The organism is Duganella sp. CT11-25, assembly GCF_047302815.1.
Classification (GTDB): Bacteria; Pseudomonadota; Gammaproteobacteria; order Burkholderiales; family Burkholderiaceae_D; genus Rugamonas.
The window spans coordinates 6,395,161-6,410,331 of sequence record NZ_JBKBFD010000001.1 but is presented as its reverse complement, the minus strand read 5'-3'; the positions used below and the strand labels follow the sequence as shown (position 1 = coordinate 6,410,331).

Annotated in this window: 9 protein-coding genes, 2 tRNA genes and 3 rRNA genes; 5 read left to right on the top strand and 9 right to left on the bottom strand. The window is 56.7% G+C overall.

Translation table 11 applies throughout. The annotated features are described in order from the left end of the window. The first annotated feature begins 151 nt into the window (after nucleotides 1–151). Nucleotides 152–637: a YajQ family cyclic di-GMP-binding protein gene (locus ACEN9F_RS27815; RefSeq protein ID WP_413425411.1), complete on the top strand. Its 486-nt coding sequence runs from the start codon at nucleotides 152–154 to the stop codon at nucleotides 635–637. A gap of 157 nt (nucleotides 638–794) precedes the next feature. After that, nucleotides 795–2,051, top strand: a complete 1,257-nt coding sequence (locus tag ACEN9F_RS27810) for a nitronate monooxygenase (RefSeq protein ID WP_413425409.1) — start codon at nucleotides 795–797, stop codon at nucleotides 2,049–2,051. 32 nt (nucleotides 2,052–2,083) lie between these two features. Here ACEN9F_RS27810 and ACEN9F_RS27805 read toward each other — a convergent pair whose 3' ends face one another. From ACEN9F_RS27805 to ACEN9F_RS27780, 6 genes are all read right to left on the bottom strand, one after another. Further along, nucleotides 2,084–3,019, bottom strand: a complete 936-nt coding sequence (locus tag ACEN9F_RS27805; RefSeq protein WP_413425407.1) for an exopolyphosphatase — start codon at nucleotides 3,017–3,019, stop codon at nucleotides 2,084–2,086. A gap of 162 nt (nucleotides 3,020–3,181) precedes the next feature. Then, a 5S ribosomal RNA gene (rrf, locus tag ACEN9F_RS27800) occupies nucleotides 3,182–3,294 on the bottom strand. A 126-nt stretch (nucleotides 3,295–3,420) separates the two neighbouring features. Beyond that, nucleotides 3,421–6,295: ribosomal RNA gene (locus ACEN9F_RS27795) — 23S ribosomal RNA — on the bottom strand. A 216-nt stretch (nucleotides 6,296–6,511) separates the two neighbouring features. Further along, nucleotides 6,512–6,587, bottom strand: a tRNA-Ala gene (locus tag ACEN9F_RS27790). Nucleotides 6,588–6,599: 12 nt separating this feature from the next. Continuing rightward, a tRNA-Ile gene (locus tag ACEN9F_RS27785) sits at nucleotides 6,600–6,676 on the bottom strand. Between the two features lie 81 nt (nucleotides 6,677–6,757). Beyond that, nucleotides 6,758–8,286 (bottom strand): 16S ribosomal RNA (locus tag ACEN9F_RS27780). The 16S, 23S and 5S rRNA genes sit together here with 2 tRNA genes alongside, the layout of an rRNA operon. A 537-nt stretch (nucleotides 8,287–8,823) precedes the next feature. Here ACEN9F_RS27780 and ACEN9F_RS27775 point away from each other — a divergent pair. The 3 genes from ACEN9F_RS27775 to ACEN9F_RS27765 all read left to right on the top strand — a co-directional run bounded on the left by ACEN9F_RS27775 (nucleotide 8,824) and on the right by ACEN9F_RS27765 (nucleotide 12,202). Then, the gene (locus ACEN9F_RS27775) at nucleotides 8,824–10,131 is read left to right on the top strand and encodes a sensor histidine kinase (protein WP_413425405.1); all 1,308 of its coding nucleotides are present in this window, start codon (nucleotides 8,824–8,826) and stop codon (nucleotides 10,129–10,131) included. Nucleotides 10,132–10,200: 69 nt separating this feature from the next. Beyond that, on the top strand, nucleotides 10,201–10,962 hold the full coding sequence (locus tag ACEN9F_RS27770; protein ID WP_413425403.1) for a LytR/AlgR family response regulator transcription factor: 762 nt from the start codon (nucleotides 10,201–10,203) through the stop codon (nucleotides 10,960–10,962). 82 nt (nucleotides 10,963–11,044) lie between these two features. Then, nucleotides 11,045–12,202: a PAS domain S-box protein gene (locus ACEN9F_RS27765; protein WP_413425401.1), complete on the top strand. Its 1,158-nt coding sequence runs from the start codon at nucleotides 11,045–11,047 to the stop codon at nucleotides 12,200–12,202. 6 nt (nucleotides 12,203–12,208) lie between these two features. Here ACEN9F_RS27765 and ACEN9F_RS27760 read toward each other — a convergent pair whose 3' ends face one another. The 3 genes from ACEN9F_RS27760 to ACEN9F_RS27750 form a co-directional block, all read right to left on the bottom strand. Then, on the bottom strand, nucleotides 12,209–13,270 hold the full coding sequence (locus ACEN9F_RS27760; RefSeq protein ID WP_413427196.1) for a porin: 1,062 nt from the start codon (nucleotides 13,268–13,270) through the stop codon (nucleotides 12,209–12,211). 180 nt (nucleotides 13,271–13,450) lie between these two features. Next, entirely contained in the window at nucleotides 13,451–14,104 is a 654-nt protein-coding gene (locus tag ACEN9F_RS27755; RefSeq protein WP_413425399.1) for a class I SAM-dependent methyltransferase, read from the bottom strand. A 17-nt stretch (nucleotides 14,105–14,121) separates the two neighbouring features. Continuing rightward, nucleotides 14,122–15,063: a CysB family HTH-type transcriptional regulator gene (locus ACEN9F_RS27750; RefSeq protein WP_413425398.1), complete on the bottom strand. Its 942-nt coding sequence runs from the start codon at nucleotides 15,061–15,063 to the stop codon at nucleotides 14,122–14,124. Nucleotides 15,064–15,171 lie beyond the last annotated feature (108 nt).

Here is a 15,171-nt window from a genome sequence, read left to right as displayed (position 1 = left end):
GGGAAAACCGATAAATTTAGTCGATTATAGAGGCAAACCGATAAAAAACCACCGCCGATATGGCGGCGGCGGCCTCGTTGTCCGTTAAAATGTCAGACTTTGATGCAGCCGGATTCAAGTCAGCTGCATGCCACACGAAAAGGAAATAGCCATGCCGTCGTTTGATGTAGTCTCTGAAGCCGATATGATCGAAGTGAAGAATGCTGTAGAGCAATCTCAAAAGGAAATCGCCACCCGTTTTGACTTCAAGGGTACCGGCGCATCTGTCGAGCACAAGGAAAACGAACTGACCGTCGTTGCCGATTCCGAATTCCAGCTGCAACAAGTGCGCGACGTGCTGACCAACAAGCTGTCCAAGCGCAAGGTCGACGTGCGCTTCCTGGAAGACGGCGACATCAAGAAAATCGGCGGCGACAAGGTCAAGCAGATCATCAAGGTCAAGAACGGTATCGAATCCGAGGATGCCAAGAAAATCGTGCGCGTCATCAAGGATAGCAAGATGAAAGTGCAAGCCAGCATCCAGGGCGAATCCGTGCGTGTGACCGGCGCCAAGCGCGACGACCTGCAGGCCGCGATGGCCATGCTGCGCAAGGACGTGCCGGACATGCCGCTGGAATTCAACAACTTCCGCGACTGATCCCGTGCGCGCGGCCCATGCCGCGCCGTCACAAAGCTGTAGTACACATGGAGTAGAATTAACGGAGCTCCATGCAATGTACTACCGCGCGACTGCGTCACCGCATAGCGCTGGGCACCATCGCCCGGCAACCAACCTCGGTAGTCTAAGGATAGCAATGAAACGTGTTGATGATTTCCGCCTGCGATTTGGCAATAACGAGTATGTGCCCATCATGGTCGGCGGAATGGGTGTGGATATTTCGACTTCAGAATTAGCGCTGGAAGCGGCCCGCCTGGGCGGCATCGGTCATATCTCCGATGCGATGGTGGAAGATGTCTCGGACCGCAAGTTCGACACCAGTTTCGTCAAGGACAAGACCAAGCTCTACAAGTTCAACATCAACAACATGGACAAGTCGGTGGTGCAGTTCGACCTCGAACGCCTGGCCGACGCGCAGCGCCGCCACATCGGCGCCACCATGGCCGCGAAAAAGGGCCCGGGCCTGATCTTCGTGAACTGCATGGAAAAGCTGACCATGAACGGCCCGCGCGAAACCCTGCGCACCCGTTTGAACGCGGCGCTGGACGCCGGCATCGACGGCATCACCCTGTCGGCCGGCCTGCACTTCGGCTCGTTCGCGCTGATGGCCGACCACCCGCGTTTCCGCGAAGCCAAGCTGGGCATCATCGTCTCGTCGGTGCGCGCGCTGCAAATCTTCCTGCGCAAGAACGCCAAGCTGGACCGTTTGCCGGACTTCATCATCGTCGAAGGCCCGCTGGCCGGCGGCCACCTGGGCTTCGGCATGGACTGGGCCGAATACGACCTGATGACCATCACCAAGGAACTGCTGGACTACCTGAAGGCCGAGAACCTGGACATCCCGCTGATCGCGGCGGGCGGCATCTTCACCGGCAGCGACGCGGTGCGTTTCCTGGAAGCGGGCGCGGCTGGCGTGCAGGTGGCCACCCGCTTCACCGTCACCAACGAATGCGGCCTACCGGCCAAGGTCAAGCAGGAATACTACAAAGCGTCGGAAGAAGACATCATCGTCAACGGCGTCTCGCCGACCGGCTACCCGATGCGCATGCTGAAGAACACGCCGGCCATCGGCGCCGGCATCCGCCCGGGCTGCGAATCCTACGGCTACCTGTTGGACGCGACCGGCAACTGCGCCTATATCAACTCGTACAACCGCGAAGTGGCGGCGCATCCGAACGAGAAGAACATCGTGGTGATGGACAAGACCTGCCTGTGCACGCACATGCGCAACTTCAACTGCTGGACCTGCGGCCACTACACCTACCGCCTGAAGGACACCACGCACAAGAAGGCGAATGGCGAGTACCAGTTGCTGACGGCCGAACACGTGTTCAAGGACTACCAGTTCAGCGTCGACAACCAGATCGCCCTTCCTGAAAAAGAAGAGGCATAATTAAACGGCGCTCAATGAGCGCCGTTTCTTATTTAGCCTTCCGAGTTGATCCGGGATATCAGTGCTCCCAGCACCTCTTCCGACCGCTCGTTATCGACCTGGCAGGTGCCGGCATTCTCGTGCCCGCCGCCGCCATACTCCAGCATCAGCGCGCCGATATTGGTCTTGGAAGTGCGGTTCAGGATCGACTTGCCGGTGGCGAACACCGTGTTCTGGTTCTTCAAGCCCCACAGCACGTGGATCGAGATATTCGTCTGCGGGAACATCGCGTAGATGATGAAGCGGTTGCCGGCGAAGATGACTTCCTCGTTGCGCAGGTCCAGCACCACCAGGTTCTTGTGCACGGTGGCGCAGCGGCGGATCTGGTCCTTGCACTTCTCGGCGTGCTCGAAATACAGCTCCTTGCGTTCCTTCACGTCCGGCAAGGCCATGATCTGCTCGATCGTGTGGTTCTTGCAGTAATCGATCAAGTCCATCATCAGGTTGTAGTTCGAGATGCGGAACTCGCGGAAGCGGCCCAGGCCGGTACGCGCATCCATCAGGAAATTCAGCAAATCCCAGCCCTCGGGATTCAGCACTTCCTGCTCGTTGAAGCGCGCGGCGTCGCCCTTGTCGACCGCCGCCATCATGTCGTCCCACGAAGCCGGGAAGGCCTTCAGGCCGCCATAGTAGTCATACACCACGCGCGCGGCGGACGGCGCCTCAGGGTGGATGACGTGGTTCTTGCGCTCGCCGGTATTGCGGATGGTTTCCGACAAATGGTGGTCGAACGCGATGTGGACACCGGCCACGAACGGCAGGTTGGTCGTGATATCGTTATCGCTGATGGCGATCTTACCGTCTTGCATGTCCTTCGGGTGCACGAACAGGATCTCGTCGATCATATCCAGATGCTTCAACAGCACCGCACACACCAAACCATCAAAATCGCTACGCGTCACCAAGCGATATTTTTTTGCTTCTGTCATGGAGATACCTCAGGTGGGTTGGACACCGATTAATGATACAACTCAATCGCATGTCTGCACAGAAATTGTGGAGGCCCGTTGCTTTAGACGCAAAAAACCCCCACTGGCACTGAGCGCAATCTTGAGCGCGTTCAGGCTGGTGGGGGTTTTTCTATATAACTAGCTTGACGATAACCTACTTTCACACTGGTTGCAGCACTATCATCGGCGCAGAGTTGTTTCACGGTCCTGTTCGGGATGGGAAGGGGTGGGACCAACTTGCTATGGTCATCAAGCTTTGACTTGTAAGAGCGGCGCGTGGCGCCATCTCGGAATCTGGGAGAAGCAAGTAAATGGGTAATGAAGTTATATCAACGAACGTTCCAACGTACTTCTCATTCTCTATACCCTGCTAAGGTTATAGGGACAAGCCGTACGGGCAATTAGTATCAGTTAGCTTAATGCATTACTGCACTTCCACACCTGACCTATCAACGTCCTGGTCTCGAACGACCCTTCAAAGAGCTCAAGGCTCTGGGAAATCTCATCTCAAGGCAAGTTTCCCGCTTAGATGCTTTCAGCGGTTATCTCTTCCAGACTTAGCTACCCGGCAATGCCACTGGCGTGACAACCGGTACACCAGAGGTCTGTCCACTCCGGTCCTCTCGTACTAGGAGCAGCCCCCTTCAAATTTCCAACGCCCACGGCAGATAGGGACCAAACTGTCTCACGACGTTTTAAACCCAGCTCACGTACCACTTTAAATGGCGAACAGCCATACCCTTGGGACCGGCTACAGCCCCAGGATGTGATGAGCCGACATCGAGGTGCCAAACTCCCCCGTCGATATGAACTCTTGGGAGGAATCAGCCTGTTATCCCCAGAGTACCTTTTATCCGTTGAGCGATGGCCCTTCCATACAGAACCACCGGATCACTATGTCCTACTTTCGTACCTGCTCGACTTGTCAGTCTCGCAGTTAAGCACGCTTATGCCATTGCACTATTAGCACGATGTCCGACCGTACCTAGCGTACCTTCGAACTCCTCCGTTACACTTTAGGAGGAGACCGCCCCAGTCAAACTGCCTACCATGCACTGTCCCCGACCCGGATAACGGGCCAAGGTTAGAACCTCAAATGAACCAGGGTGGTATTTCAAGGTTGGCTCCACGAGAACTGGCGTCCCCGCTTCAAAGCCTCCCACCTATCCTACACAGATTGATTCAAAGTCCAATGCAAAGCTACAGTAAAGGTTCATGGGGTCTTTCCGTCTAGCCGCGGGTAGATTGCATCATCACAAACACTTCAACTTCGCTGAGTCTCGGGAGGAGACAGTGTGGCCATCGTTACGCCATTCGTGCAGGTCGGAACTTACCCGACAAGGAATTTCGCTACCTTAGGACCGTTATAGTTACGGCCGCCGTTTACTGGGACTTCAATCAAGAGCTTGCACCCCATCATTTAATCTTCCAGCACCGGGCAGGCGTCACACCCTATACGTCCACTTTCGTGTTTGCAGAGTGCTGTGTTTTTATTAAACAGTCGCAGCCACCAGTTTATTGCAACCCGTTCACCCTTCTGGCGCAAGCCAGTCAAGCTACAAGGGCGTACCTTTTCCCGAAGTTACGGTACCAATTTGCCGAGTTCCTTCTCCCGAGTTCTCTCAAGCGCCTTAGAATACTCATCTCGCCCACCTGTGTCGGTTTGCGGTACGGTCTCGTATGACTGAAGCTTAGAGGCTTTTCTTGGAACCACTTCCGATTGCTTCAGCACCTAAGTGCCTCGTCCCAGTCCCTTGAATCCTGCGCCCGGATTTGCCTAAGCGCCTTCTATGAACCAGAAACTGCCTATTCCAACAGGCAGACAACCTTCCGCGATCCGTCCCCCCATCGCATCATACGACGGTGCAGGAATATTAACCTGCTTCCCATCAGCTACGCATCTCTGCCTCGCCTTAGGGGCCGACTCACCCTGCTCCGATGAACGTTGAACAGGAAACCTTGGGCTTACGGCGTGGGGGCTTTTCACCCCCATTATCGCTACTCATGTCAGCATTCGCACTTCTGATACCTCCAGCATCCTTTACAAGACACCTTCGCAGGCTTACAGAACGCTCTCCTACCATATGCATTACTGCATATCCGCAGCTTCGGTGACTGGCTTAGCCCCGTTACATCTTCCGCGCAGGACGACTCGATCAGTGAGCTATTACGCTTTCTTTAAATGATGGCTGCTTCTAAGCCAACATCCTGACTGTTTTAGCCTTCCCACTTCGTTTTCCACTTAGCCAATCTTTGGGACCTTAGCTGGCGGTCTGGGTTGTTTCCCTCTTGACGCCGGACGTTAGCACCCGACGTCTGTCTCCCAAGCTCGCACTCATCGGTATTCGGAGTTTGCAATGGTTTGGTAAGTCGCGATGACCCCCTAGCCATAACAGTGCTCTACCCCCGATGGTGATACTTGAGGCACTACCTAAATAGTTTTCGGAGAGAACCAGCTATTTCCAAGTTTGTTTAGCCTTTCACCCCTACCCACAGCTCATCCCCTAATTTTTCAACATTAGTGGGTTCGGACCTCCAGTGCGTGTTACCGCACCTTCATCCTGGCCATGAGTAGATCACTTGGTTTCGGGTCTACACCCAGCGACTATCGCCCTGTTCGGACTCGATTTCTCTACGGCTTCCCTATATGGTTAACCTTGCCACTGAATGTAAGTCGCTGACCCATTATACAAAAGGTACGCAGTCACGGAACAAGTCCGCTCCTACTGTTTGTATGCACACGGTTTCAGGATCTATTTCACTCCCCTCCCGGGGTTCTTTTCGCCTTTCCCTCACGGTACTGGTTCACTATCGGTCGATTACGAGTATTTAGCCTTGGAGGATGGTCCCCCCATATTCAGACAGGATTTCTCGTGTCCCGCCCTACTTGTCGTACGCTTAGTTCCACACATCGCATTTCACATACGGGGCTATCACCCGCTATGGCTCCTATTTCCAGAGGATTCTGTTATGCGTCATGCTAAAACGTACAGGCTCTTCCCATTTCGCTCGCCACTACTTTGGGAATCTCGGTTGATTTATTTTCCTGCAGCTACTTAGATGTTTCAGTTCGCCGCGTTCGCTTTGCATGCCTATGTATTCAGCATGCAATGACCCAAAGGGCCGGGTTTCCCCATTCGGAAATCTGCGGATCAAAGCTTGTTTGCTAGCTCCCCGCAGCTTATCGCAAGCTACTACGTCCTTCATCGCCTGTAATCGCCAAGGCATCCACCATGTGCACTTATTCACTTGTCCCTATAACGTTAGCCCCTGCGCCGCTGACCGCGCGTCTACAAGGAGCGTTTATAGGAATAAGAAGTACTACGTTGTTGCGTTTGTTGATACATACAATCATTACCCATCGCACCACCTGTCGGTGTTGCGATCAATAAAAATTTACTTACTTCTTCCAGATTGTTAAAGAACGAGAACTGCTCTTACCTAAGTTTCTTAACTTACGTAAAAGCATTTTGGTGGAGGATGACGGGATCGAACCGACGACCCCCTGCTTGCAAAGCAGGTGCTCTCCCAGCTGAGCTAATCCCCCAATGGGTACCACTGGTAGGGCTGGTTGGACTCGAACCAACGACCCCCGCGTTATCAACACGGTGCTCTAACCAGCTGAGCTACAGCCCCAATATTGCTGTTCTCTATCTATTGACAGTCGATAAGTGTGAACGCTTGATGAGCTGGTCATTACTGACCGTGCCACTCTAGAAAGGAGGTGATCCAGCCGCACCTTCCGATACGGCTACCTTGTTACGACTTCACCCCAGTCACGAATCCTACCGTGGTAAGCGCCCTCCTTGCGGTTAAGCTACCTACTTCTGGTAAAACCCGCTCCCATGGTGTGACGGGCGGTGTGTACAAGACCCGGGAACGTATTCACCGCGACATGCTGATCCGCGATTACTAGCGATTCCAACTTCATGCAGTCGAGTTGCAGACTACAATCCGGACTACGATACACTTTCTGGGATTAGCTCCCCCTCGCGGGTTGGCGGCCCTCTGTATGTACCATTGTATGACGTGTGAAGCCCTACCCATAAGGGCCATGAGGACTTGACGTCATCCCCACCTTCCTCCGGTTTGTCACCGGCAGTCTCATTAGAGTGCCCTTTCGTAGCAACTAATGACAAGGGTTGCGCTCGTTGCGGGACTTAACCCAACATCTCACGACACGAGCTGACGACAGCCATGCAGCACCTGTGTAATGGTTCCCTTTCGGGCACTCCCCAATCTCTCGGGGATTCCATCCATGTCAAGGGTAGGTAAGGTTTTTCGCGTTGCATCGAATTAATCCACATCATCCACCGCTTGTGCGGGTCCCCGTCAATTCCTTTGAGTTTTAATCTTGCGACCGTACTCCCCAGGCGGTCTACTTCACGCGTTAGCTGCGTTACCAAGTCAATTAAGACCCGACAACTAGTAGACATCGTTTAGGGCGTGGACTACCAGGGTATCTAATCCTGTTTGCTCCCCACGCTTTCGTGCATGAGCGTCAGTTTTGACCCAGGGGGCTGCCTTCGCCATCGGTGTTCCTCCACATATCTACGCATTTCACTGCTACACGTGGAATTCTACCCCCCTCTGCCAAACTCTAGCCTTGCAGTCTCCATCGCCATTCCCAGGTTGAGCCCGGGGATTTCACGACAGACTTACAAAACCGCCTGCGCACGCTTTACGCCCAGTAATTCCGATTAACGCTTGCACCCTACGTATTACCGCGGCTGCTGGCACGTAGTTAGCCGGTGCTTATTCTTCAGGTACCGTCATTAGCAAGGGATATTAGCCCTCACCGTTTCTTCCCTGACAAAAGAGCTTTACAACCCGAAGGCCTTCTTCACTCACGCGGCATTGCTGGATCAGGCTTGCGCCCATTGTCCAAAATTCCCCACTGCTGCCTCCCGTAGGAGTCTGGACCGTGTCTCAGTTCCAGTGTGGCTGGTCGTCCTCTCAGACCAGCTACTGATCGATGCCTTGGTGGGCCTTTACCCCACCAACTAGCTAATCAGATATCGGCCGCTCCAGGAGCACAAGGCCTTGCGGTCCCCTGCTTTCATCCTTAGATCGTATGCGGTATTAGCGTAACTTTCGCTACGTTATCCCCCACTCCAGGGTACGTTCCGATATATTACTCACCCGTTCGCCACTCGCCGCCAGGTTGCCCCGCGCTGCCGTTCGACTTGCATGTGTAAGGCATGCCGCCAGCGTTCAATCTGAGCCAGGATCAAACTCTTCAGTTTAATCTCTGTTTATTTGACACTTTCGTGTCACCGTCTTTCGACGGGTCGCTCACTCAAAATACTGACAGGCCACTACTTTCGTAGCGCCTATTTCATTACTTCTTGTGAACATTTGATATTTTAAGTATCGCGGAACCGAAGCTCCGCGTGCACTCTCATCAAACGTCCACACTTATCGACTGTTAATTTTTAAAGAACCGTAATTCGGTACATCCTCTGCAGTTATCGACAAAGCGTTTTGTTTGTCATCAGCAGAGAAGGAAGAGTATGAAGCACTTCGCTTATTTCGTCAACTACCTTTTCTTACTTCCCCGTTTTTCCGCTTTGCATCAGATGCAGCGTTTTGCGGGGAGGCGAACTATAGCAAACGGCTATCGCCCTTGCAAGGGCTATTTTTCCGTTCCCTGTTCTGCGCCGTCCAATCCCCGTTTCTTGCAGACTGTCGCAATAGCATGGCGCATGTGGCCGATGATCATTACAGTTGCACCATCATAAAATTCGTTACACTTGCTTCGTATTCAAGAGTGAAAGTCTTACATGTTTCCTACGCCTAAAACGCAAGACACCCTGAAAACCGCCGCCACCTGGCTGCATCGCGGTTTTGATGCGACCGCGACCTGGGTAACGCAACTGTCCTGGTGGAAGTTCCTGGTGTTTGCAGTCTTGATGCTGATCGCCGGCTCCATCCTGCAGGATGAGCTGTTCTCGTCCAATCCGGTCGAAGAAGAAGTGAGCAGCAGCCCGAAGCGCAAGAGCGGCGATACCAATATCCTGATCGACGACAGCGGCATCCACTTCAATCCGCGCGGCAAGATCCGCAACAAGACCGAATCCACTCCGGGCGACCATGGCAATGAGCACTCGCCGGTCGCGCCGCCGGAAGCGCCCGCCGCTCCCGAAGCGCCGGAGGCGCCTGAAGCCCCGGCCGCTCCAGCCAAAAGCGGCAAGTCCGGCGCCGCGTCCATTCCCGCCCTGCCGACGCTGCCGGGCGAAGAAGTCCATATCGATCTGCCGCCACAGATCGGCGAAGAATTGTCCAACGCCATTGAAGAGGCGGTCGACAGCGCCGCCGAGCAGAAAGTGGCCCGCTACCATGGCCAGGCCTCGACCTGGTTCCGCAGCTTTATTACGCTGCTGGTCCTGGCGCTGTTCGGCACCAAGGCGCTGATGGGCGGCAAGAAGCGCGCCGAAGCGGAAACCTTGACCGCCAACGCCGCCGCCGAACGCGAATCCATGCAGCGCCAGCTCAGCGAAGCGAAGATGCAGATGATGCAGGCGCAAGTCGAGCCGCACTTCCTGTTTAATACGCTGGCCTCGGTCGAGCACCTGATTGAAACCGACCCGCCGCGCGCCTCGGCCATGCAACGCAGCCTGATCAAGTACCTGCGCGCGGTGCTGCCGCAAATGCGCGACAACGCGCTGATCACCAACCTGGGCCGCGAGGCCGACATGGTGGTGGCCTACCTGAACCTGTTGAAAATGCGCATGGAAGAGCGCCTGACGGTGGACTTCGATATCCCCGACGGCCTGCGCACCGCCGCCTTCCCGCCGATGATGCTGCAATCGATGGTGGAAAACGCCATCAAGCACGGCCTGGAGGCCAAGCCCGAGGGCGGCACGCTGAAAGTGCGCGCCGACGTGGCCCACAACAAGCTGCGCGTGATCGTCGCCGACAACGGCCTGGGCTTTGGCGCCGTGCCCAGCGACGGCACCGGCCTGGGCCTGATGACCATCCGCGAACGCCTGAAACTGCTGCACGGCGAACAGGGTCAGCTGCTGATCGCCGCCAACAGCCCGAGCGGCGTGATCGCCACCATCGAGGTGCCGTATCAGCTCGCCAAATAAGATCGATTGATTATTACGGCGATTCGTTGAATAATTGATTGAATATTTAACACTTAAACCACCCATACGATGCCTACTGCAATTATTGCCGACGACGAACGTTTGATGCGCGACCAACTGCGCATGCGCCTGGGCCAGGTCTGGCCCGAGCTGGAGATTATTGGCGAAGCCAAAAACGGCGATGAAGCGATCGAACTGGTCGACCAGCTCAAGCCCGACTTCACCTTCCTCGACATCCGCATGCCGGGCAAGACCGGCATGGAAGCCGCGACCGTGATCGGCAACAAGAGCCACATCGTGTTCGTCACCGCCTACGACGCCTACGCCGTCGAAGCCTTCGAGCGCGGCGCCGTCGACTATGTGCTGAAACCGCCCGAGCAGGAGCGCCTGCAGATCACCGTCGACCGCCTCAAGACCCGCTTGAGCAAGCCTGCCGCCGACGTCAACGCCAGCGTGACGGCGATGCTGTCGCAACTGGCGGAGAAGATCACCGCGCCGAAGCCGGCCTATCTGCAATGGATCCAGGCCAGCATCGGCCAGGACCTGCGCATGATCCCGGTCGAGGAAATCCTGTTCTTCCGCTCCGATGAAAAATACACCTGCGTGCAGACCGAGCGCTACGAAGCGCTGATCCGCAAGCCGGTGCGCGACCTGGCCGAGGAGCTCGATCCCGCGCTGTTCTGGCAAATCCACCGCGCCACGCTGGTCAACGTCAACGCCATCGAGGGCGTGACGCGCGACATCCGCGGCCGCCACCTGGTGATGATCAAGGGAAAATCGGACAAGCTGGAGGTGAGCCGCAGCTTCCTGCACCTGTTCAAGCAGATGTAGCACGCCTGCGTCACATCAACCTCCCTCTCCCGCGCTTGCTTTAGTGTGTCTCCAAGCGGTCTCCAGCCGCATGGAGACACGCATGGGCCGCACCCGATCGCTATTACTACTGGCCGCCGCGCTCGCAGCGACCAGCCGACTGTCATGGCGCACCGGCTGGCAATGCGCGCGCGCGGCCGCCAACAACAAGCGCAGCCGCGGCATCATCCAGCACGCCAGCGACGCCATCATCTCCACCGACGCCAGGCAGCACATCCTGCAGGCCAACCCTTCGGCGGCCGCCATGTTCGGCACCACGGTGCAAGCGATGGAAGGCGCGCCGCTGCACCACTTCATTCCGCGCGACCAGCGCCAGGGCATCGAGGCGGCCGCCGTGCATTACTTCGGCGAGACCGGCATCCGCCTGCGCATGAAGGGGCGGCGCACCACCGACTACGCGGTGACCGGCATGAAGGCCAGCGGCCAGCACTTCCCGCTGGAAGGCTCGATCTCCTCGCTGGCCGAGAACGGCCAGCAGATCTATACCATCATCCTGCGCGACATCACCGAGCGCAAGCAGGTGCAGGAACAGCTGGAGCAATCGTATTCGCAGCTGCGCGAACTGTCGGCGGCGCTGCAAACCATACGCGAGGAGGAGCGCAAGCACATCGCCCGCGAGCTGCATGACGACCTCGGCCAGCTGCTGGCCACGCTGCGCGTCGACCTGGCGCTGCTGCAGCAGCAGCCCGGCAACAATGCCGTGGCGCGCAAGCTGCAGGCCGGCATGGACGAGCTGCTGATGTCGGCCATCACGTCGCTGCGGCGCATCGCCAGCAATCTGCGCCCGCGCGCGCTGGATGAAGGGGGATTGTATTTTGCGCTGGAAAGCCTGCGCCAGGAATTCGTCTCGCGCTACGGCATCGCCTGCACGCTGGACGCGAATGAAGAGGACTTGATACTGGACGATGCCTACAGCACGGCCATCTTCCGCATTGCGCAGGAAGCGCTGACCAACATCACCCGCCACGCGGAAGCGGGCAAGGTCATCCTGTCGCTATACCGCACCGATTCGCTGCTGAAGATTACGATACATGACGACGGCCGCGGCATCGCCGAGCAGGACATGGACAAGGCTTCGTCGTTTGGCCTGATCGGGATGCGCGAACGCGTCTGGGCGCTGCATGGCGACATTTCCATCGTCAGCGACGGCGGCACGCGGATCATGATCCGCCTGCCGCTGCCGCCTCCGGAAGCCGCCTAGGCCAGCTTAGAACGAGTGGCGAATGCCGGCGTTGAAGGCTTTGTCGCCGGTACCAGCTTCGTTGTTGTTACCAACGGTGTAGCCAGCGCCGTTCTTGTTCTTGATCTTGGCGTATGCCACGTACAGGTTGGTACGCTTGGACAGCAAGTGCGAGTAACCCAGTGCCCACTGATCGGCGTCCTGGTTGCTGGTGGTCTTGTCGTCCTTGCGGATGTACGACGCCATGATGATGCCGTTGCCGACTGGTACTTGCGCGCCGATCAGCAGGTCGTTGCTGTCGGTACTGGCCTTAGGAGCGACAGCGTAGCCGTAGGCGTTGGCCACCGGCAGTGCGGCGCTGTTCACGCCCTTGTCCGCGCCGTAGGCGAAGAAGGCCTTGACCACTTTGAAGTCGTAGTTGACTGCCAGCAGGGTGTTGCGGCCGGTGTCGCGGTTGACCGCAGGGGTGGTGCCGACGGCGGCGGTGTCGTTGTTGCGGTTGTTGTACACCAGGCGGGCGTTCAGCGCTTCCTGGGAGAAGTTCAGGCCGAAGCCGAACTGGCGGCCGGCGTTGTTGCTGCCAGCCTGCTCACCCAGCGAGTACAGGCCTTCGGCGCTGAAACCGCTCATGCTAGGCGTGGCGTAGACAATCGCGTTGCTGGTGCGGGTGTTCGCGCCGGCGGCTGGGAACAGATTCTTGATGCTGCCTGCGTAGCCGGCGCCGAATGGGTCGGCGACCTGGCTCATGGCGTTGTACAGCATGGTGTATTGACGACCAAGGGTCAGGGTGCCGGCGTCTTTCGACTTCAGGCCCACGAATGCCTGGCGGTTGAAGATGGTGTTGGTGCTGTCCAGCGTGCCGTCGTCGGCCTTGAAGCCGGTTTCCAGTTGGAAGATAGCCGACAGGCCGTTGCCCAGGTCTTCGTTACCGCGGAAGCCCAGGCGCGACTGGCTGCCCACACCGCTGGTGACTTTGGTCACCGAGCCGGCCGAGCCACCGCGCTCGCTCACGACACCTACATCGACCAGACCGTAGATCGTGACGTTCGATTGAGCTTGGGCTTGTGCAGCGAAGCCGCCGATGATCATTGCTACCAGAGTAAGTTTTTTCACTTGATGTTCTCTACTTAAGGTTGAAAGAAATGCTGCGCGTAGTGAATCTACGGGCGAAATCATGCCTATCAATTACTTCAACAATGTGACAAGCACTATTTGTTGTAAATCAACATCAGTATGAAAAAAGCCGCGGAACGCGGCTTTGGTGGGGGCTTACTTGAGCTTGCAACTCAGCAGGTAGTAGTACTCCAGCCGCTCGACGCGGATCTGCCGCGCCGACGTCGCGAAGCGCTTGCGCAGCGTGCTGTCGGTCAGGTAGTTCTTCATGATCTCGTAGCGCTGGCCGTCGTCGGCGGTCAGGATCTGGAAGGTATTGCCTTCCAGGTCGGTGCGGGCGAACACCATGCTGTTGCCATCGACATAAGTTTCGTCCAGCAACACCAGCAGCACGTCCTTACCCAGCTTGGCGCGCAGGGTCTTCAGGTACTTTTCCTGGTCTTCGCGCTTGACGTGCGTCCACAGGCCGGCGGCGAACACGGCGGTGTACCGGCCTTCCAGGCCGTCCGGCAGGTTGAACGCATCCATCACGCCGAAGGTGACGACGTCCTCGTCCAGGCCGCGCGTTTCCGCCAGCGCGATCATTTCTGGCAGGATATCCGTGGCGTGCACAGATTCCGCCACCTCCGAAATCAGGTCGGTCCAGTAGGCGGTGCCGCAGGCCAGTTCCAGCACCTTATGGCCCTGGAACAGCTCGGCGACCATTTCCTGCAAGTCATCCAGGTCGTCGAAGCGCTCTTCCTGCGCATATACCTGGTCGTAGTTGTCCGCGTTGACGGCGTAAAATTGGGTCAACTGGTTGGTAATCATGGTCGTACTTTCTTGTTTTACAGTTCGTAATGCTCTTTTTCACCGCTCATGGCCTGCTCGATCAACTTGCGGTTGAGCGTGGGGGCCAGCAGTTCAATAAAGGTGTAGATGTAGCTGCGCAGGTAAGCGCCCTGCTTGACCGCCACCCGCGACACATTCATGCCGAACAGGTGGCCCACAGGGATCGCGCGCAGGTTCTTGTCGCGCTCGGCGTCGAAGGCCATGCCCGCTATGATACCAATCCCCATGCCCAACTCCACATAAGTCTTGATCACGTCGGCGTCGATGGCTTCCAGCAGCACGTCCAGCTTCAGGCCGCGCAGCGAAAACGCGTGGTCTATCTTGCTGCGGCCGGCGAAGGCGCTATCGTACGTGATGATCGGGAAAGCGGCAATTTCTTCCAGCGTCACCTGCTTGGATTTAAGCAGCGGATGGTCGGGCGCCACCACCACCACATGTTCCCATTGATAACATGGCAAGGTGATCAGGCCGGTCACGCCGGCGATCGATTCGGTGGCGATGGCCAGGTCGGCCTGGTCGCGCTGGACCATCTCGGCGATCTGCTGCGGATTGCCTTGCAATAAAGACAATCTTACTTTGGGGAACTTCAGCATGAAGGCCTGCACCACCTTGGGCAGCGTATAGCGCGCCTGGGTATGGGTGGTGGCGATGGTGAAGCTGCCGCTGTCCTGCGCCGCGTATTCCTTGCCGATGCGCTTCAGACTGTCGATTTCCTGCATAATAAGCTCTACCGACTCCAGCACCAGCCGCCCCGGCTCGGTCAGGCCGCGGATACGCTTGCCGTGACGGGTGAAGATATCGACGCCCAACTCTTCTTCCAGCTCGATGATGGCCTTGGACACGCCTGGCTGCGAGGTAAATAGCGCCTTGGCGGCGTCGGTCAAATTGTAGTTCTGTCGCACTGCTTCGCGCACGAAGCGCAGTTGGTGAAGGTTCATTGCAAGTCTTGACCCATCTTAAAATTATTAGCGTCCATGCTTATGCCCAATCCTTATATAAGCAAATAAAGACTAAGTCGTATGGAATAAAGACGAAGTTTATTACTA